This is a genomic window from Candidatus Woesearchaeota archaeon (assembly GCA_016187565.1).
GTDB lineage: Archaea > Nanobdellota > Nanobdellia > Woesearchaeales > JACPJR01 > JACPJR01.
Genome location: JACPJR010000028.1, coordinates 1 through 18,963, shown reverse-complemented (window position 1 = coordinate 18,963; position 18,963 = coordinate 1). Strand labels below are relative to the sequence as shown.

Below are 18,963 nucleotides of genomic sequence, written 5' to 3'. Positions count from 1 at the left end.
TTTTATAAAAAGGATAGTTTTTACTTTCTCTTTTCTTCTCGAATGACGTATCTAGGTTCTTCAGGTTTTAGCAGGTGATCTGCCCAATTGCTTAGATACCCGCCAAATGATTCGCTGAGATCATTGATATGTGAACAGACTAACGCTTGTGGGTCGTCACCAACTATTAGCGTCCTGAAATAATATCCTAATCTGTTTTCGAGAACAATCCACCTGCCTTTATGGGCTTTTCCTTCGTGGATCTGTTGTTGCAGATCAGCAAGATTACGAAACAAGAGATCATCAATGGAATTGAAGGCAAAAGGAATATCTTGACCTTCCTCTCCTTCAGGAGGATACCATTTTACCCGAACAATCCAAGGCTCAATTTGGTTATTATAGATTATAGAACTTGCCAATGCAGTATCAGCGTATGCCCAAAAGGGTTGGAGTACACGTTCTGCTGCCTCCACGAGTGTGTCTGGATGATACTGCTCGAAGGTATCTGAAAAAAGTGGTCGTTCAGCCAAAAGATGAGCAACGCCATAGAGTTCAGTAAGACTAGGATCAAGAGGATGGTACCTGTCTGCTGGTGCATAGTACGTTGCCTCTGCAATGACCGTTTCTATGTGGATTGGATCTCTTGTCTGTGTAATATCAGTAAAAATAGGCCTATGGTTATGATGATAATCGCTTACAAACTGCGCAGCAAGCGTAACTCCCACGATTGACAGAATAGCTCTCGTTCCTTTCCCCCTTACTAATGACATCTTAGTGGTAAAGAATGACTCGATCCTTTAAAAAGATTTCGTGAAAAAAGAGGTTAAACTCAGTCGATATTTTTCATAAATTATTTAAGAAAAAATCGAAATAAAGGCTTAAAACTGGAAAGGGGTAGAGTTATCTACCTAATATGATACGTTTTTCTTAACTCTACACAAGTCCCACATCGTCCAATCTCTTTTATCCTTGTATTTACTTGACCTAAATCAGCTCCTACATATTCTGCTAAGCCGATTAAATCTCCCCCACAAAGAGCAGCTACTATACCTGACATTGGATCCGATAACATTCCTCCAAGATCATCTTCTAAAATGGTACCCATACTCAATTCTGGAGGTGTGCCAACATTACAGATATACACTTCTTTTGTTGTATGTATAAAAATTGAGATTTTAGTAGGATTATGCCTGCTTGCATACAATCTACATTGAGGTATGTTACTCCAACCACAAGAATATTGTTCCTGCGCTCCTCTACCACCTGGCCTTAGTGCAAATAATTTTTTCCCAGTGCCATCTATATTATCTTCTATCTTACTTTCTGGTTTTACTACACATAATTGTTTAACCGATAGTCCATATCGACCAGCTACTTCAATGAAACGGTCTTCATACTCTTTTGGTAGAAACTCCCTATGCCACTCATCACAACTCAACCTAACTCGGTCTAGGCCAGCCTGAACAAAATGTTGTGCCCAATATTCTGCCTCTTCTACTGATTTGCCAATAGAAGAGTTACTCGTAACTTCTAAAAATTGAGGGAATCCTTCTACTGCTCTTCTTTGTGCTGCATATCTTATTATATTAATTAAGCCTTCTCTTCGTAATGTTGGCTGGCCACCGGTGAACACAATATTTTCCACTCCAAATCTAGATAATTCATCAACAATTTTTGTAAGGTCATTTTGTGATAATTCAGAAGAATCCTGTCCGACGTAACAGTTCCTACATGCAATGTTACACCCAGTTAACATTCTGATTAATACTTTTATTTGGGGTTCTTCGCGTTTCATTCAATCTCATCGTTAATATCATTTAACAATCCTTAAAATATTTGCACAAAGACTACTTGACAAATACAACATTCTCTTTATTCTCGAATTTTTGATCTCCAGTCAAGAACTTGATACCAAATTCCAAAGCAAGTGCGTACCCAATACAATCTACATAACTGAGCTTTTCTTTCTTGTGTCGTAGTTTGAACTCCATACCATTTCGTATGCTGTTATCCGTTATTGGGATAACAAATTTTAAATAAATGTCCAGATACTTATCTGCTGTTTCTTTGCCATAATCATGTAAAAAGTGATAATATAACTCTAGGAGATTAAACTTTGTCGTTAGAAGTGTGTGATTCAAATAAGTCTTATAGTTTGGATTGCCACCCAATAGCTCGATAAGTGCGTAGGTATCCGCAAAAAAGATCTTAATCTCAGTCGTATCCTGCATCTATCTCATCCATCACTTTCTGGGTTGGCTTTTTTAGTTTGAGAGATCCAAAAGCCTTCTTTAGCGTTTCCATCTCTGGACCTACTACTAAAAATGTTGTTCTTTTTTTTAACGTGATATTTTCCTTCTCTATTATTTCTCGAGGTATAGTTATGCCTACTGAATTACCCCATTGTTTCGGAACTGCTTCAAATACGTGCATTTTCTATCATCAAGGTATGTATAATCTAATTATATATAAACTTTTCTGTATCTGTGAAACGTTTGTTCTATCCCTTCACGTTCTCAACGTCAACCAGAATAACGGTTTTGTAGCCTTTTTCCTTAACACATATAGGGCAAGTCAGGTACCAGAAGTAGACAGCTCTTGCTTTTTTATCTTCAAGGCTGTCAATGACTGTCTTTGTGGCCTTTCCTAGCTTTTTCCAGGGTTCTGTACACACTTGCGAAATAATGGTCTTATTCTTGAACACAACAACATTTGGATCATTTCTTTGTTTGGGTTGTTTGATGCCTACGAGAATTTCTCCTTTGAACCATCCGTCTTTTTGGATGATCATGGGCGGTTGAATGAGGGTGTATTTTTTTTGTTGGAGCTCGCCAATCGTAGTATCAATTGTTTCTCCGATAGTAAAGGGAATATGTAAAAACAAGGGCATTGTTTTCCGATAGAAAAAAAGGTTATTCCAGTGATGCTCTTTCATCTCCCATGCAGCATCGTTAATCTTGACTTTGGAACAGTCACAGGTTGCCATGGCCTCACCTCACGGTTGATGCTATCTCTTTCAATTACTTCCTTTTAAGGCTTTCGCAAACTTTAAATATTCCTTATAAAATAAAAACAGAGCTTTCACGGGTGGTTACTGCAATGTCCGGCACAATGTCAGGCATGATCGAGAAAAAGGTGGTTTGTCCCTGTTGTAAGTTTGAACTTAGACTTGAGTATTTCAAAGGAATGCAAGCTATCACCTGCCATTACTGCAGAAAACTGATTGCATTGTAGCAAAGCTACATTGTACATCGGTTGGAATTGTCATGAAGATGACTTTCTCTTGAATTTCTTTTATCCTTTAAGTGCTATCTTTGCCTTGACAAATTGGTGCATTCTTCGGAGAAATGCTTGTTTGTCTTCGATACGTACCATATCCAAGTAGCCCTGCAACACCAGCATAAAGGCAAAGGGAGAGGGAACATTTGTAGAAATTTCATGTATCGTGATCTCGCCTTTCTCTATTGCCTCTACTACCTTTCGTGCATTGGCAATGTCCATGAGATCCTCTACTACCTCACGTCGTGCCTCTTTTAAGACTGAAAACTGTGGGCTGATGCGCTTTACTGCGCTCATCAGGATCATAGAACTTACCTGTTGTCTCCCCACTCGTTTGGTATGACCTTTGTAGGTTCGTAAAATCATCAGAGAGCGTGTTGCACAATGACGGAATCTACGTTTAAGAACTTCGGTATGTTCAATGGCAAGCTCCATGAGCATGTCCAGTTTTGATGATCGTAAGATCTTAAGGGCTTCTTTTATCTTGAGCGGTTTTTTTGCAGTAAGGTAGAATCCATTATCACTAATACCTACTTCAACATCAAAGTGATGGAGCCGTGAGAGAATATAGGCAATTGCCCGACTTAAGCAGTCATTAACGCGTCTGCCCCATAATGCGTGGAAAACAACATAGGTTTTTTGTTGCTCATCCTTATATTGTTCAATGACCAGACGTTTGTCATGAGGGAGAATGGCGTATTGAAATTGGTCCAAGAAGTACTCATAGATGGCTTCAGCAGCATTTCCTTCAGCATAGAGATAGTCTTTGATGAATTCCAGTATTTCTGTTGATGATTCCTTTTTTCGAAAATGCTCATCCATTAATCTTCTGAACCTTCCGATATCCATGGCAAGGTCAAAGGAAAGGGGTAGCATTTCAGAGAACCAGGAAGGAACCGTAGGAGGCCTGCCTGCTGATGTTGCGACCTGAGCGACCATACCACGGGCAAACAAAAATTGGTAGGTATCACCACCAAGCACAAAGATATCTCCACGATGCAGACGTTCAAGAAATGCCTCTTCGATGCTTCCAACAACCTGTTCTCCAACCTTAACCGTAACTGCTATTTCATCAGGAATGGTTCCTACATTGGTCATATACAGCATTCTGGCAAGTTTTCCCCGTTTTCTGATCATCCTTGTTTCTTCGTCAACAAATATCTTGGCATAGATATGTCGCTGTTCAAGAGAGACATACTTCCCTGCAAGATAATCAATGACGTCCTGAAAATCTTCACGAGAAAGATTGCGATAATGGTATGATCGTTTGATTAAAAGATAGAGATCCTCGTGCTTAATCCATTGCGTGATGACAATACCATATATCTGTTGGGCAAGCACATCAAGACAGTTCGCAGGAATATGGATAGTATCAATTTTTCGTTCTATTGCTGATTTAAGCAAGACACTACATTCAACCAGGTCATCACGGTCAAGGACGATTATCCTTCCCTTGGTAAGGTCATGCAGTCTATGCCCACTTCTTCCGATGCGTTGAAGCGCTCGTGCAACAGTTTTCGGGCTTCCTAGGAGGATGACCAGATCAATAGAACCAATATCAATGCCCAGTTCAAGTGACGTACTGGATACCACAACCTTTAATTTTCCTTCACGGAGATGTTGCTCTATTCTTCTCCGATGCTCGGCAGACAAGCTTCCATGATGAGCACCGATATTTTCCGTATATTGTTGGGGAAATTTCTCTTTCAGGTGATGAACAACTCGTTCTGTTGCTGAACGAGTATTCGTAAAAATGAGGGTTGTTTTATGTTGTTGAATCAACGCATCCATGATCTCATACATCTTGTTATGCAAAGTCCAATGCTCCACATCAATTAAGCTCTTGGTTGGCGCAATAACTTTCATTTCAAGTTTTTTCAGAAATTGGACATCAATGATATTGCATGGTCGGTAGATCTTTTGTTCAGGATCTGCAAGTCCAACAACACATTTTGCAATCTCCTCCAAAGGATGGACAGTTGCACTTAAACCGATGCGGGTCATATGACTACTCAGTTGCTGGAGCATTTCGAGACTCAGCGAAAGATGGACACCTCGTTTGTTCTCTGCTAATGCATGTACTTCATCAATAATACACCAAGCAACATCATGGAGATAGAGACTAAATTTTCTTGATGTCAGCAGAATAGCTAGTGACTCAGGTGTGGTAATTAAGATGTGTGGTGGTTTTTTGGCCATGGCAGCCCGTTCTTTAAGGCTCGTATCTCCTGTTCTTACCCCAACTCTTACGCCTAACGAGTCCCCATAGATGGCTTCCATTTCCTTGAGTGGCTCGATAAGGTTCACCTGGATATCGTAGTTCAAGGCCTTTAACGGAGAACAGTACACACAGTACACTTTATTCGTTAGAATTCCTTTCTGCGCTGAGTCCACTAACTCATTCAAAATAGCAAGAAAGGCGGTTAATGTCTTTCCACTACCGGTTGGAGCTGAAACCAGAATATTTTTGCGCGAGTGAATGGGTATAATCCCGTACTGCTGAGGCAGAGCAAAGCTGGTGAATTTCTTTTCAAACCACTGTTTTACTAAGGGATTAAGTATATGATAGATTTCCTCATCACCGTACTTCTGGGTTTGGAAAGCAATAGCAGAGCTATCTTCTTCTGGTTTTGGAGCCATCAGAGGGGTAATACCTGCAGCCTTAAATAGTTCTCTATTGTGTTTTATCCGTGGAGTTTTGAAGTGCTGCTACTAGAGAATGGTGTTTTTCTCTCGTTGTTCTCACCGAAAAGTTTAAATAGATGTGTCCATTCGAAAATGGCAACACCTAATTGTGACTGGGGAATTTAAACAAAATAAACAAAAAAGACGGATGAGGTGATCTGATGAAATTTATAACACGCACGATAAGTGTTTTACTCTTAGGAATTCTCATAGTTGCTATCGCTGGTTGTCAGCGTGAGCCTATTAGTGGAGAAAACATTACGAATGTTTCTTTATATGACCAAGGAAATCAGGGTAATGTAGACCAAGAAATAAAAGAGCTTGAAGAATTACTCTCTGGTTCCAATACCACTCCTCCAGCGGATGGAGAAGAAACTCCTGACGTCCCTGAACCTACGATGAACGAGGAAGAAAACAAAACCGAGGTTCTTCCACAACCAACCTCACCGAGTCAAACAAAAACCCCTTCCTTAACACCAAAACGAATTGTCAATGAAGGAGAACTTGTTGATCTATCAAACCTCGAGGCTATTGATCCTGATGGTGATACGCTTGTTTATACTTACAGCAAACCTCTTGATACCAATGGAAAATGGCAAACCAACATTGGAGATGCTGGTGAGTACTTAGTCACGATCACTGCATCAGATGGTGAGCTTGAAACAACGCAAAATTTGTTGGTTGTCGTCAATAGTGTCAATAAAGCACCAGTCATTAGTGGACTCCAAGATGTTACGGTTGACGAAGGCGATACCGTTGTCTTAGATCCTACGGTTAGCGATGAAGACGGCGATGATGTTGAGCTTAGTTATAGTGGGTGGATGACTAAAGACACCTATACCACAACCTATGATGATGCAGGTACGTACACGGTTACCGTAACAGCCTCAGACGGAAAGGCAGAGGTCAAGAAACCAGTTGCTATCACGGTGAAAAACATTAATCGGGCTCCTGAGTTGAGTTCCTTTACAACCGTAAGAGTGAAGGAAGGAGACATGATCAAAGTCGTTCCCCGCTTTACTGATCCAGATGGGGATAATGTAATCGTTACCTATACTGATCCGCTTGACGAAACAGGAGAGTGGCAGACTGAAGTTGGCGATGCAGGAGAATATACCCTTCTTGTTACTGCTTCAGATGGTGACCTTGATGATACCGAAGAGCTCGTTGTTATGGTTGAGGCATTAAATCATCCTCCGGTCTTCGAGTCTCTTGCTGACCTTACGGTTGACGAAGGCGATACTGTTGTCTTAGATCCTACGGTTAGCGATGAGGACGGCGATGATGTTGAGCTTAGTTATAGTGGGTGGATGACTGAAGACACCTATACCACAACCTATGATGATGCAGGTACGTACACGGTTACCGTAACAGCCTCAGATGGAAAGGCAGAGGTTAGTCAAGAAGTGACTATTACCGTACGCAACAAGAACAGACCGCCACAATTCACGTAAGTGGCGTTTTTATTTTCTTTGACAACCATGACAACCGTTAAATTATTATTCATCGGTGCTTTTCTTCTTCTTCTTATGTTGTATGGCGAGAGTGTCCTTTCTGACCTTAAGCCGGTCTTCTCTACTGAGCAGGAAGAGATACAGCAAGGACAGCAGCAAGAAAAACTACAAGAGCAGATTGTCTACCAAACCTATATGTTTTCTTCTTCTGAAAAAAGCATCGTCAATGGAGACAAGGATGAAACAAACACCTTCCTTATTCGGTTTCTCCAGGGAAGAATTACCCCTGAAACAATTATAGTTGACCGAGGTACTGACGTTACCTTTATCGTCCATAACTTGCGTGATAATGCAACGCTCTTTGTCCTTGAACCCGAGGATGTAGAGCTTTATCTTGCTCCCAACCAAGTAGAGGAAATTACCTTTAGCGCAGAGAGAAATGGCGTATTTTTCTTTGATGAACGCTCTACTCCTTTCATCGGCTATCTGATCGTTGAGTAGAGGCTAGTTGAGTGAGGTGATTGTGTCCAAGCAGACTACGAATAAAATTTGTTCAACCCGGTCTGCACACTACGTAAGGATTTTTTTCTCATTGAGGGATCGTTATTTTTGTCTCTTTCTTTTTCTTCAGATACCTTCTCTTGAGTATTTATCTTTTCTTTTATTTGGGGGATACCATAGAGCCCGTCATAGCCCGGCTTAATCGGAATTTCTCCACGCCTGTTTTTGCTGATGAGATCAACCAACTCTTTTGAGGTTTTCTTAAGGAGTTCTTCAGCTGAGAAAAAAAGTAAGATATCAAATTCGCTTGTTTCTTTGCTTACCAGCTTGTAATACTCCTGCCAAACAGTTTTCGTTGCAACTGCTTTCCCGAGTGCAGCAGCAATAAGTTCAGATAAGGGGATTAAAGAACGGAATGGTATTGCACCTTTTGGTTTAAATCCGTAAGGACGGTCAGCAAGTTCATTCACACGCTGAAGTACACCTACGGTTAACAGCTTTCGGCAGACAGGGCAGATATTTTTATAACGGAAAGCTTCTTCTGGCTCAAGAACAATCTTACATGATCGATGTCCAGTCAAGTGATATTTTCCAAAATTTGGATCAACTTCAATCGTTTCCTCTAAGCCTTCTTTTGTTCGCAGTGCATTGATGATTGCCTTGTACGTTAATTTATTGACATTAAAGACCGTTGCCTCTCTCCCTAAGCGCCATGGCCAGTGTGCATGTGAATCTGAAAAGCTCACTAAACTGTAACGATCTAATTGACTCAGTTGCCAATTCATCGCAGGATCGCTGCTCAATCCTGTTTCAAGTCCGAAGATATGTTTTTCTTGATTATCAAAGCATTCCTTTACCGAGTCAAAACCAGAATTTGCGCCAAAGAGGCTGAACCACGGCGTCCAGATATGTGCGGGGATGATCTCAATAGCATCATCAATTGCTTTAAACATTTCCACAAACCGAGGACAGGGAATCTTAAAGATGGGTCGTCCATCATAATCAACTCTTCCATATTTTTTTAGTTCTTTAGTAATCTGGTCAACAACAGCAAAGGAAGGTGCCCACACAACGAGATGAATTCTTCTTCCTCTTCCTGCTTGGGTGTAGATCAAAGAAATCTCGGTTGTCAGCATAAATGCAAAGCCTTCTGTTGTCCTGAGAATTCCTGTTCCGTCTTCCTGTAGTTCTTGTTGCAGCTCTTTGTACCATTCAGGATGGGTAAAATCTCCTGTTCCTAAGAGATTGATTCCTTTAATCCGTGCATACTTCTCAAGGTTTTTGATGCTTAACTGCGTCGAGCAGGCACGAGAATATCGTCCATGGATATGAAGGTCAGCAATGATGTTCATGAAATCCACCTTACTTAGTTACCTATTTAGTTACGTTAAAGAAGAATGGAATATAAAACTTGTGATAATGTAAATGTAAAGCAAGGTGTTTAATGAAGTGCTTTATTTATAATTCGCCCGCCACGCGTTATAACTTGAGAAGATTGAGTTAGGAGATTTTTAGTGTAAAAAAAGCGAGCCTGCGAGGATTTGAACCCCGATCAGCCGGTCCGAAGCCGGCCGCACTCACTGGTGTGGTGGCATAAATGCCAAGCTGATTAGCCCTGTCCAGGTTATGCTACAGGCCCTCAGATTAGGGGGTAGAAGTTAGTGCTTTATAAATATTGGCAAAAGGATTGCTGTAAAAGACAAAAAAGGTACAAAACTGCTTATGTTGCTCTTCTCCACAATTCATCAAAATAGTGAGACATATGTTTAGAGAATCCACTATGTGAAAAATAGAGCGCTAGTCTTTTTCTTTTATCATTTGGGTCAAGGAAGTTAATCAAACATTCATCCGAGTCTTTGATAAAAAACCGTATCTCTTCCAACGGAAGGTGTTTTACCTGTATCCCTTCTTTTGCGTACCTCTTAATCATTTTCCTGCTTTCATTATCTGATTTAGCAGCGATAATTTTCACCTGAACTCCATTTTTGATGGCAGCCTTTAACAGATCGAGGTAGATTAACGACTCTACTTTTGTTTCAAAGGTAAATACATGTTTGATCTCTTTTTTAGCACACATGGTTAGTTCAGCAATGGTCGAATACGTAGACTGTTTAGAACCAAGAACATGAATTTGTTCTGATAGTTCTTTCTGTTGAGAGATATTTACATTTCTTAATTTTCGGGGTATCTCCTCTTTAAGGAGCGTTAATTCCTTTATTTTTTGGTTTAAAAATGATGATATGGCGTTACTTGAATCTTTCGCTCTGAAAATCTTCGGCTTTATTGGTGTTACCGACACAAACCCCTTTTCTATTAAGGAGTTTAAGACAGTATATACCTTCCCTTGAGGAACTCCACTCAGTCTGCTAATCTTACCTCCGGTGAGATCTCCTTCTACTACTAAGGTTTCATAAACCTTTGATTCGTATTCTGTTAGCCCAACATCCATTAATTCTTGCTGCATCATACAACCACCGGTAGTTGTTACATATATTTAAGAGTTTGTTATTTGCTACTAAATAATAGCGATGTAAATGGCATATCAACCTAAAATTGGTCTAGTTGAAGTAAAACCAAGTAGTCATGAATTTGAAAATGTTATTCCTGGCTTAGCAATTCCTTATTTAGGAGCAGTTGCTAAGAAAGTTGGTTATGATGCTACTTTGCATATAGAATCAATACGATCCCTGACTTTAGAAGATATTGAAAAGTATGATGTTCTTGCACTGAGTTCACACACACCCAATGTAAGAAGGATGTATCAAATTTCAATCGAGGTAAAAAGGAGATTTCCAGATAAAAAAATCATCATGGGCGGATGGCATGTGAGTTTTAATCCTGGTGAAGCATTAGAAAATGGTGCTGATCATGTTGTAGTTGGCGAAGGAGAAAAGGCATTAGAATCTATCTTGGAAGGGATTAAAAACCATGCGTATTTAGAGAGAATCATTTATGGAACGACTGCAGATCTTGATGGATTGCCGTTTGTGGATTATAGTCTAGTAAAAGATCTAAAAAAATTTCCTTTTTCAAGATATCCAATACTGATGTCAAGAGGATGTAGCTATGCTCGCTGTGATTTCTGTGCTATACAGGCTGCGGGTCACACTACAACAAGAATAAAATCAGAGGAAAGAATAGCTGAAGAATTTAAACGCATGCGTATTGACTTTGATGATGGTTATTTCCGAAGAGACGAACAAGGTCAAATGAATGTTTTTCTTGTTGATGATAATTTTGGCGGTACAGGTCAAGAAGAAGAAGAAGAAGTATTAAGATACCTATTATCCAAGAATTTAACAGAAGACGTACAGATTACAACACAAGCACGACTTAATATTGCTGATAATCCTAAACTATTGGAAATGTGTAAACAAGTAGGTTTCAAAACATTTCTTATTGGTATTGAAGCCTTGGAAACACCACAACTTAAAGAAAGAAGAAAAGGAATATCACCTGCCCAAATAAAAAATAAAGTTGCAATCTTAAAATCCTATGGATTTAATGTTACCGGTTTATTTATTGCTGGCAATGATACAGATACCCGAGAATATATTGAGAGTATTCCGAGAAGAGCAACTGAATTAGGTCTGGATTATTATCAAGTTTCTTTATTAACTCCATTTCCAGGAACTCCCATACAAAAAAAACTTTTGAGAGAAGGAAGAATATTCAACTATAACTGGAATAATTATGATTTCAGGCACATGACTCATTTAATGCCATCGCAATCAGATATTACTTCATGGGAATTAGAAGATTTGGTAAGTGAAATGAATCAACTTTCTCAATCTTTACACCGTCACTCAGAGAGGTTGAAACATGAGTAATCATAGATTTGTGGGCATAATAGCAACCGGGTCTTATTTACCTCAAAGATTGAGTAATGAAGATTTTTTTTTAAAATCACCATTTCTACAACGTTATGGAACTGACTTTCCAAAGAGAAATCTCGGAATTGAAAAAAGGTGCATTGCAACAAAAAGTGAGGACACTTTTACCATGGCTTGTGAAGCAATGAGTAATGCTTTATCTCGATTACCAGAGTCAGAAAGAAAAATAGGAGAAATATGGTATTTATCAAATATTGTTCCAGGTCTTAAACAAGGACATCTTTATGACATGGCTCAAAGACTGCAACATCAATTTCGCGAAAACGGTCATAATGAAAACGAATATAATTATGAGGATCACGTTGGGCCATGCGCCAGATCTATTAAATTGTTAGAAAATGCCAAAAAAAGGATATCTGGAGGTTATGAGGACTTGATTTCAATTATTGTTTCAGCAGATAATTCTAGATACACTGATCCAGAAAAAATAGAGTCAGTAATATTTGGTGATGGAAGTTCATGCTTAATGGTGAAAATGCAGGATAGCACCGCACAAGCTCCTCTTGGTTTAAGAATATTAAATTTTTATAGTCAAGGAATTTCAGAATACTGGGATGTCGCTTCATTAGTGCAATCGTCATCTGGTGATTTTGTTATTGAACATGCCGCAAAAAAAATAGGAGACTTTATACCAAAAGCAATACGTGATGGTTTAGAGGGTTTAGTTAAGGTTAACGATTGTTTGGACTCAATAGAACAGATTGATCTGATTATTCCTCATCAAGCTAACTGGGTAAAAATTTGTCAAGCATGCTCAGCTCTTGGTATTGATATTAATCAGGTCTATAATAATCTTAGTCAAAATGGAAATCTTGGTGCAGCTTCTATTTTTGCAGCACTAGATAGTGCAATAAGAGATCGAACAATAAAGAGTACAACAAAATATATTGCTCTTCTTGGGTTTGGTTCAGATGGTATCTATTGCTGTCTCTTAGAAAATCTGGATGCATACAAATAGAATAATTTTAATTTTTGCATTAGTGGTTAGATGGACTTTGTCCCCCTCCACTCCAAGCTCATTTTTGATAATGAAATAATTGCTTCAGTTGAGACGAGTGTGTAGATCAGGCAGGTACGGCCTAGCATCAACAACTTCACTCCTAAAGAAATCTCCGACCAGATAGGGATCATCTAAAGCTGCACTTCTTTGGGGTAGTGCTTTGATTGCCGCAAGAACTTGTCCGAGAGGATTCTCAATATCAGGATCATCTTGTCCTTGACGAACTGCATCAAGATATGCAATCAGCGGTTCATAACCAACAAACGCTCTTCCGCGGTGATCAACAAAACTAGGGTCTCTAAATCTTCCTCGATCGGTGGTGTCCACTATTACAGCGATGTCTGTGCCAGCGAGCCTCTCACGTACCTTATTTACAATTCCTTCTCTCCTCGTGTAGAGTACTATGTTTCTCTCCATCTTGCTTAACCCCCCTTCCGTTTCAGAGTAATCTCAATGGTTGATACTCTGACGTCTCTTCCTTCTTTGTTCTTGAAACCTTCTGAATCAATCTTAATCTCTTTCACCTCGATCTGGCCTTCGAGAAATCGTTTGACAGCAACCTCAGCAACATCAACGGCGCGTGAAATAAACTTTCCCCTTGCCTTGATAAACACTTCATCTGCATTTTTGGTGGTGAATTGCATGACGACGCCGGTAACATAATTCATAAAGGGTTTTCCACCAATAAATATTGAGTTGTCCATTGCCATGTTGCTGACCTCCGTGTTGTGGTTACCACGAATGCTCGTTGAAAGAATTACTCCCAGCAGTGGTTTATACTTCTCAACATCTCTGCTTACTTGTTTACCGTCCCCTAAACCTTCATAATACTCTTTTCTATATAAATGTTATTATGGGCTTTGCCAAAGAATACGAAATTAAAAATAAAAAGAAATTTACTTTCTTGTTGTTACCCGAACAAGGAGAACAATAACAACAATAAGGAGAACAGTGTTCATCACAATGAGGAATGCATAGTATGCACTGCTCTCAAAGAATGATTCAGTTATAAATGTGGTTGTTGGCTCGGCAACGGTAACACCGGATGGCGGAGTTATTGGTTGTCGTGGCTGATAGACGACATCTATTTGCGTCTCATTATGTTTTACTGGTTCCTCAGGTTCTTCTGGCTCTTTCTCTTCTTCTCCGCTGCACGATGCTACGGTAAAAGACACGACTTCTGAATCGCTGTATTCCTCTTCGTCATAGAAGACTTCTACTAGAAGGTGGTATTGTCCAACAGCAACATCATCATCAACGGCGATAGTATAAGTGTTCTCATATTCACTGTCTTCATCATCAATATCGCTAATTAATTCATCCTCAAGATAATCAGTCATGCGAATACCTAAGAGATTATTGCTTATCTCAACAACAACCTCATCCTCATCGTTAGTACCTACATTCTGTATGTGGACTGATAACTCTGCTGTTCTTTCACAACTTAAAACATCATCACTGAGCTCAGCACTCCTGATAATGATCTGATGATCTTCACGCTCTACATTAAGCGTAAATCTTAACGTGTCTTGATGCTCGGCACCACGGTCATCAGTACCTGTAACCGTAATGGTAACGTCATGTTCCCCATCATCAATTTCATTAGGAACATCGAAGCTAAAGGTAACGCCTTCTTTTTCCTTTGCATCAAGGCTAATATCATCAAAGTTTTTTTCGTAATCGTCATCCCCATCGTCCATGTTCTCAGCAACGAGCTCTACTTCAATATTATCAATATCAAAATCTTCTTCATCTCTTGTGCTGTAATCATTCTCAATGGTTACTTCAATACGTACCGTATCTTCAGGAAGGACTTCATCAATGACATCCCCCTCATCAAGACTGTTTTCTGTATTGCCCTCAACATCAACATCAACACGCTTAATCTTAAGACGGCTGATAGGATTTATGCTCATATCACTAGAAGCATTAACTTGATCCGAGGTTACCTTGAATTTGCCAATCGTATGCTGGCCTGAGTCTTCATTCGTTGGAATCGTGAGATTGACACTAACGTCAGCCTGTGCACCTTTTGGAAGACTTGGTATGGTCGTAGGAGCAACATTTACCTTATAGCTACCTCCTGCCGTGCTGCTCATGATGAGATTGCTCATATCCAGATCGCCGGTGTTGGTAATGGTAACCGTCTTAGTGACATTTTCTCCACGATCAACCTCTCCAAAGTCAAGTGAGGAGAAGCTTACGCTTCCGACTGGATTCCGAACTGTTGCATTCAGACTGTCCTGGTAGGTGTTGGTATCAGTGGTATAGGTTATGTTTCCGGTAAAGGTCCCTGTTTCAACGCCACTTTGGAGTGTTAAACTAATGACTTTGCTCTGGTTTTCACCGGCATCAAGATTTTGGATGGTAAAGGTACGTGGAGACACAACAATCTTATCATTTCCCTTGCCAAGGTCGGTTACACTGACGTTCATTACAGGAACATCAACGGTTCCATTATTGATAAATGTGAGTGTCATGGTTTCTGTATTCACCAGACCCCGGATAAAGGTAAGATTGGTGGGATATTTCTGCAGGACAATAGATTCTGTTGAAGTCACCACGGTAACGCTTATCTCTTGTGTAAGAGTACCACCTACATATGCAACTTGTAATGTGGATGTATAGACTCCAGTAGTCTGGTTCTGTAATGCATCAAGTCCTAAGATCAATGTCTCTTCATCATCATATGGGATATCTACTGATCCTTGCATGGCTCCAGTTACCGGTAATATTTCTCCAGCTCTGGTAAAGTTTGTCAGATTATAAGTAACATCACCATGATCAGTGTTTCCGGTGTTGTTTAGGATTATGCGAAGGCTGAGATGTTCTCCTTGGAGTAGCTGACTGGTAGGAACAACAACGTCAAGGCCAGGTTCAGAATTAACTGTTAGATTATAGACAAAGGAGATGTTTCGTAATGGTTCTGTAGGAGATGACCCATTGATCGTTGCTCGGTAGACGTCAGCAAAGGTATGTTGAGGGATGGCAACGAAGAAAAGAACATCCCTTGTTTCATTAACTGCTATGAGATCGAGATTCTGAGGATTAAAGGTAACAATGCTGCTCGGAAGGGTGCGAAGAGAACCTACCAAATCAGTACTTGCATAGGTAATAGTAGTATAATTTAATGGGCCATTAGGGTTGCTTAAGGTGAAATTTCCTGAAACCGTTGTTCCTTGATCACCGGCAAGCGTGTTGGTATAGCTATCAAGCTGAAGAACAGCCATAACCATTACCGAGAATAGAAGTAAACAACTTATTAAGAGAAGTACACGAGCACTCTGTTTTATAGGTCTTATCATTTCTTTCATGAAACCCCACCTAGCTAGTTTTTAAAAGTGTTATTACCCAGTAGTTATCATTCATTTATAAAGTTTTTGGTTCTAGAGTATCTATATCGCCACGAAACCTATTATGATTCTCGATGCCCTAAGCCAACCCTAACTGGGCTATGATTGCATGCTTATCAAATACCTTAAGATCAGCGTATCCTTGACCGGTTCCGAGAAAAACAATGGGCTTTCCGGTAACATAAGAAACAGAGAGTGCAGTTCCGCCCTTTTCATCAACATCTGCCTTTGCAAGGATAATGCCATCAATAGTAATGGCATCATTAAACTCTCGTACTTGATCAATGCAGTCATTTCCGGTTATACTTTCACCAACAAAGATCTTGAGATCAGGCTTGGTCACTCTGATGATTTTTTTCATCTCATCCATGAGATTAATGTTTGCGTGAATCCTTCCGGCAGTATCAATAAGCACGACATCCACTTTCTTGCTCTTTGCCATGGCTATGGCATCAAAGGCAACAGCTGCGGGATCTGCACCATAATCGTGCTTAACAACCTTAACGCCTAATCTTCTTCCGTGTTCTTCAAGCTGTTGGATAGCCGCAGCACGAAAGGTATCAGCTGCAGCAATAACTGGGGTTAATGTATTGGCCTGACACAAGGCAGCAATCTTTGCAATGGTTGTTGTTTTTCCCGAACCATTAATGCCAACAAACACCATGATGTATGGCCCTTCTTTCTTTGCATTGATACGTTCAATGAGGTTGATTGTTTCTCCTTGAAAGAGCTCCTCTACTGAATGGATAAGGGTATTCCGGATGACCTCTGCGGTTTTTCCTCTGAGCACTTTCTGATCAACTAATTCTTTTTTGAGATCCTCTTTAATCTTCTCGATGACCTCAACAGCCACGTTATTCTCAAGCAGGACAAGCTCTAACTCCCAAAAGAGTTCATCAAATTGGGATGCAGAGATGGCTGTTTTCGTTACGGTTTCTTTTAATTTCTGAAAGATCGTCTGTTTTGGCTTCTCCTGCTCGCTTATTTTCTCGCGTTTTTCTTCAGCCTGTTTTTCAGACGATTGAGGCACTTTTTCAATGCTAATCTCTTCTTTTTTTTTCTCAACCAGGCTTTCTTGTTCCTCTTGTGGTATAGGTAATGATGGAGTCTCAGAAGTAGCGTCATCTACTTTACGCGAAAAGGTTGCTAATGCTTGTCCTAGTTTCTTTTTGAGAAATCCAAACATGGTACATTACTCCCAAAGGTATTTACTCATGGAGCGAAGCTAACTCATCTTTGAGTTGCTCAGTATGATGCAGGATGAGCTCGAGTTGTTTGATAAGCTTTGCACGATATTCCTTTAGTTGTTCCTGCTGTTTTTGAACCAGTTCTTGTGTTGTTGCCAAATCTTTCTCAACACAAACATCACTACCCACATTGATGGTTAATGCATCTGTTTTTTGTAATACTGCTTGACAAAAGATACCATTTGCAAGCGGAACAAGGAGTGATGAACCCGGTTGAAGCACTGCAAATTCTTGAAGGGCATTCTTCATTTCAGTAACCTCTCCAAGTTGTTCATCTACTTTCTCTATTTGTTCTTTTATCTGTTTCACTTGCTCTTCGAGAAATTGATACAGGAGATGCTTTTCCTGATGTTCTGCTTCCATTATACCTCCTTAAACTGATCTAATCGTGTTCCCTTAGCCTGCCGCAAGTAATCTCGCACCATGGCATCAAAGAGTACACTTACTGATTCTCCAGCGGTAATGCGTCTGATTCCTTCTCCTAAAAGAACGCCCATCGAAAGAAACTTCATGTTCGGCAGTTGCTTTTCCTTAGGAACAGGGATAGTATTCGTGACAATGATCTCTTTTGCCTTTGCTTTCTGGAGTTTATTGATCGCATCTCCCGAGAGTAATGCGTGGGTTGCACAGATATATACGTCCTTTGCACCACTCTCAGAGAGCGCATGACAGCCAGCCACAATCGTGCCTCCGGTATCAATCATATCATCAAAGAGGATGGCTGTTTTTCCTTTAACATCCCCAATAACATTGCAGATTTCAGCCTCATTTGGCTTTGGTCGTCGCTTATCAATAATCGCGAGAGGAAACTGTATGGTTTGCGCTAAACGGCGTGCTCTCTTTACTCCACCAGTATCAGCGGCAACAACAATTCCTTTTTTCATCTGCTTACCGAGGAGGTAGATCGCAATCGTTGGTATTGCGGTAAAGTGATCTGAAGGAATATCAAAGAACCCCTGAATCTGATCTGAGTGGAGATCAATAGTTACTACCCGATCAGCACCAGCTGTTTGAATCATATTAGCAACTACTTTTGCTGAGATGGGCTCGCGAGCAAGGGCAGTTCTATCCTGTCGTGCATACCCAAAGTAAGGGACAACTGCAATGATCTCTCCTGCTGATGCTCGCTTCAATGCGTCGATGATTAAAAGAAGTTCCATCAGGTTTTCATTCACTGGTCGACAGGTAGGTTGAATAACAAAGACTTGCTTTTTCCGAACCGGTTCAAGAATCCTGACATAGACTTCACCATCCTGAAAATGAGATATCTCTATCTTCCCCAGAGGGACACCAAGATATGAGGAGATCTCCTGTGCCAATGCGGGGTTTGCACAGCCGCAGAAGAGCATACAGTCAGTTTTTTCTGTCACATGATCACCTTTTCTGGGTAAAACCTCGCTGTTATAAAAAGCTTTCTTCTTACGAAAATATTTGTTTAATTTGATTATTAGTTTACACTTTAATAATAAGCCGAGATTTCTGCACTTTTGGTGATTTAAATGGAAAAATTGAATGAAAAAAAAGAAAGTGGGTAGTACAGCAATACAGAAGCGGTAGAAGTGCTACTTCTAT

18 protein-coding genes and 1 tRNA gene are annotated in these 18,963 nt (G+C 40.1%); 4 read left to right on the top strand and 15 right to left on the bottom strand.

Going from position 1 to position 18,963, the window contains the following annotated elements:
• Nucleotides 1-20: 20 nt before the first annotated feature.
• The 6 genes from HYW21_07490 to HYW21_07465 form a co-directional block, all read right to left on the bottom strand.
• Nucleotides 21-749, bottom strand: coding sequence for a hypothetical protein (locus tag HYW21_07490; GenBank protein MBI2549165.1), 729 nt, complete (start codon nt 747-749; stop codon nt 21-23).
• Between the two features lie 134 nt (nt 750-883).
• Nucleotides 884-1,774, bottom strand: coding sequence for a radical SAM protein (locus HYW21_07485; protein MBI2549164.1), 891 nt, complete (start codon nt 1,772-1,774; stop codon nt 884-886).
• A 52-nt stretch (nt 1,775-1,826) separates the two neighbouring features.
• Entirely contained in the window at nt 1,827-2,210 is a 384-nt protein-coding gene (locus tag HYW21_07480) for a PIN domain-containing protein (GenBank protein ID MBI2549163.1), read from the bottom strand.
• On the bottom strand, nt 2,194-2,412 hold the full coding sequence (locus HYW21_07475) for a hypothetical protein (GenBank protein MBI2549162.1): 219 nt from the start codon (nt 2,410-2,412) through the stop codon (nt 2,194-2,196). The genes HYW21_07480 and HYW21_07475 overlap by 17 nt, the downstream gene beginning before the upstream one ends.
• Before the next feature lie 67 nt (nt 2,413-2,479).
• Nucleotides 2,480-2,965 (bottom strand): hypothetical protein, encoded by a 486-nt coding sequence (locus HYW21_07470; protein ID MBI2549161.1) that lies wholly within the window; start codon nt 2,963-2,965, stop codon nt 2,480-2,482.
• Between the two features lie 308 nt (nt 2,966-3,273).
• On the bottom strand, nt 3,274-5,898 hold the full coding sequence (locus HYW21_07465) for an ATP-dependent helicase (GenBank protein ID MBI2549160.1): 2,625 nt from the start codon (nt 5,896-5,898) through the stop codon (nt 3,274-3,276).
• Between the two features lie 206 nt (nt 5,899-6,104).
• Between HYW21_07465 and HYW21_07460 the strand changes: the two genes are divergently transcribed.
• Both HYW21_07460 and HYW21_07455 read left to right on the top strand, forming a co-directional pair.
• Complete coding sequence (locus tag HYW21_07460; GenBank protein MBI2549159.1) at nt 6,105-7,397, top strand: hypothetical protein; 1,293 nt, start codon at nt 6,105-6,107, stop codon at nt 7,395-7,397.
• A 27-nt stretch (nt 7,398-7,424) separates the two neighbouring features.
• Nucleotides 7,425-7,898, top strand: a complete 474-nt coding sequence (locus tag HYW21_07455; GenBank protein ID MBI2549158.1) for a cupredoxin domain-containing protein — start codon at nt 7,425-7,427, stop codon at nt 7,896-7,898.
• Between the two features lie 35 nt (nt 7,899-7,933).
• Here HYW21_07455 and HYW21_07450 read toward each other — a convergent pair whose 3' ends face one another.
• The 3 genes from HYW21_07450 to HYW21_07440 form a co-directional block, all read right to left on the bottom strand.
• Entirely contained in the window at nt 7,934-9,250 is a 1,317-nt protein-coding gene (locus HYW21_07450; protein MBI2549157.1) for a DNA helicase UvrD, read from the bottom strand.
• A 174-nt stretch (nt 9,251-9,424) separates the two neighbouring features.
• A tRNA-Arg gene (locus tag HYW21_07445) sits at nt 9,425-9,537 on the bottom strand.
• An 81-nt stretch (nt 9,538-9,618) separates the two neighbouring features.
• Nucleotides 9,619-10,365 (bottom strand): TrmB family transcriptional regulator, encoded by a 747-nt coding sequence (locus HYW21_07440; GenBank protein ID MBI2549156.1) that lies wholly within the window; start codon nt 10,363-10,365, stop codon nt 9,619-9,621.
• 67 nt (nt 10,366-10,432) lie between these two features.
• On the opposite strand from HYW21_07440, the gene HYW21_07435 reads away from it, so the two are divergent.
• Nucleotides 10,433-11,728: a B12-binding domain-containing radical SAM protein gene (locus HYW21_07435; GenBank protein ID MBI2549155.1), complete on the top strand. Its 1,296-nt coding sequence runs from the start codon at nt 10,433-10,435 to the stop codon at nt 11,726-11,728.
• Nucleotides 11,721-12,749: a hypothetical protein gene (locus HYW21_07430; protein ID MBI2549154.1), complete on the top strand. Its 1,029-nt coding sequence runs from the start codon at nt 11,721-11,723 to the stop codon at nt 12,747-12,749. Before HYW21_07435 ends, HYW21_07430 begins: the two co-directional genes overlap by 8 nt.
• Nucleotides 12,750-12,833: 84 nt before the next feature.
• Here HYW21_07430 and HYW21_07425 read toward each other — a convergent pair whose 3' ends face one another.
• From HYW21_07425 to HYW21_07400, 6 genes are all read right to left on the bottom strand, one after another.
• Nucleotides 12,834-13,208, bottom strand: coding sequence for a hypothetical protein (locus HYW21_07425; protein MBI2549153.1), 375 nt, complete (start codon nt 13,206-13,208; stop codon nt 12,834-12,836).
• A 5-nt stretch (nt 13,209-13,213) separates the two neighbouring features.
• Nucleotides 13,214-13,501 carry a DNA-binding protein Alba gene (albA, locus tag HYW21_07420; GenBank protein ID MBI2549152.1) on the bottom strand — a complete coding sequence of 96 codons (288 nt, stop codon included), beginning with the start codon at nt 13,499-13,501 and terminating at the stop codon, nt 13,214-13,216.
• A 186-nt stretch (nt 13,502-13,687) separates the two neighbouring features.
• Nucleotides 13,688-16,105, bottom strand: a complete 2,418-nt coding sequence (locus tag HYW21_07415; protein ID MBI2549151.1) for a hypothetical protein — start codon at nt 16,103-16,105, stop codon at nt 13,688-13,690.
• Between the two features lie 118 nt (nt 16,106-16,223).
• A complete protein-coding gene (gene ftsY / locus HYW21_07410; protein ID MBI2549150.1) occupies nt 16,224-17,330 on the bottom strand; it encodes a signal recognition particle-docking protein FtsY in 1,107 nt (368 codons plus the stop codon).
• Nucleotides 17,331-17,352: 22 nt separating this feature from the next.
• Nucleotides 17,353-17,754, bottom strand: coding sequence for a prefoldin subunit alpha (gene pfdA / locus HYW21_07405; GenBank protein MBI2549149.1), 402 nt, complete (start codon nt 17,752-17,754; stop codon nt 17,353-17,355).
• Nucleotides 17,754-18,740, bottom strand: coding sequence for a ribose-phosphate pyrophosphokinase (locus HYW21_07400; GenBank protein ID MBI2549148.1), 987 nt, complete (start codon nt 18,738-18,740; stop codon nt 17,754-17,756). Before HYW21_07400 ends, pfdA begins: the two co-directional genes overlap by 1 nt.
• Between the last annotated feature and the right edge of the window lie 223 nt (nt 18,741-18,963).

Bases quoted from the DNA above. Each gene is read 5' to 3' on its own strand.
- HYW21_07490 (MBI2549165.1), bottom strand. From the start codon at position 749: ATGTCATTAGTAAGGGGGAAAGGAACGAGAGCTATTCTGTCAATCGTG.
- HYW21_07485 (MBI2549164.1), bottom strand. From the start codon at position 1,774: ATGAAACGCGAAGAACCCCAAATAAAAGTATTAATCAGAATGTTAACT.
- HYW21_07480 (MBI2549163.1), bottom strand. From the start codon at position 2,210: ATGCAGGATACGACTGAGATTAAGATCTTTTTTGCGGATACCTACGCA.
- HYW21_07475 (MBI2549162.1), bottom strand. From the start codon at position 2,412: ATGCACGTATTTGAAGCAGTTCCGAAACAATGGGGTAATTCAGTAGGC.
- HYW21_07470 (MBI2549161.1), bottom strand. From the start codon at position 2,965: ATGGCAACCTGTGACTGTTCCAAAGTCAAGATTAACGATGCTGCATGG.
- HYW21_07465 (MBI2549160.1), bottom strand. From the start codon at position 5,898: ATGGCTCCAAAACCAGAAGAAGATAGCTCTGCTATTGCTTTCCAAACC.
- HYW21_07460 (MBI2549159.1), top strand. From the start codon at position 6,105: ATGAAATTTATAACACGCACGATAAGTGTTTTACTCTTAGGAATTCTC.
- HYW21_07455 (MBI2549158.1), top strand. From the start codon at position 7,425: ATGACAACCGTTAAATTATTATTCATCGGTGCTTTTCTTCTTCTTCTT.
- HYW21_07450 (MBI2549157.1), bottom strand. From the start codon at position 9,250: ATGAACATCATTGCTGACCTTCATATCCATGGACGATATTCTCGTGCC.
- HYW21_07440 (MBI2549156.1), bottom strand. From the start codon at position 10,365: ATGATGCAGCAAGAATTAATGGATGTTGGGCTAACAGAATACGAATCA.
- HYW21_07435 (MBI2549155.1), top strand. From the start codon at position 10,433: ATGGCATATCAACCTAAAATTGGTCTAGTTGAAGTAAAACCAAGTAGT.
- HYW21_07430 (MBI2549154.1), top strand. From the start codon at position 11,721: ATGAGTAATCATAGATTTGTGGGCATAATAGCAACCGGGTCTTATTTA.
- HYW21_07425 (MBI2549153.1), bottom strand. From the start codon at position 13,208: ATGGAGAGAAACATAGTACTCTACACGAGGAGAGAAGGAATTGTAAAT.
- albA (MBI2549152.1), bottom strand. From the start codon at position 13,501: ATGGCAATGGACAACTCAATATTTATTGGTGGAAAACCCTTTATGAAT.
- HYW21_07415 (MBI2549151.1), bottom strand. From the start codon at position 16,105: ATGAAAGAAATGATAAGACCTATAAAACAGAGTGCTCGTGTACTTCTC.
- ftsY (MBI2549150.1), bottom strand. From the start codon at position 17,330: ATGTTTGGATTTCTCAAAAAGAAACTAGGACAAGCATTAGCAACCTTT.
- pfdA (MBI2549149.1), bottom strand. From the start codon at position 17,754: ATGGAAGCAGAACATCAGGAAAAGCATCTCCTGTATCAATTTCTCGAA.
- HYW21_07400 (MBI2549148.1), bottom strand. From the start codon at position 18,740: ATGCTCTTCTGCGGCTGTGCAAACCCCGCATTGGCACAGGAGATCTCC.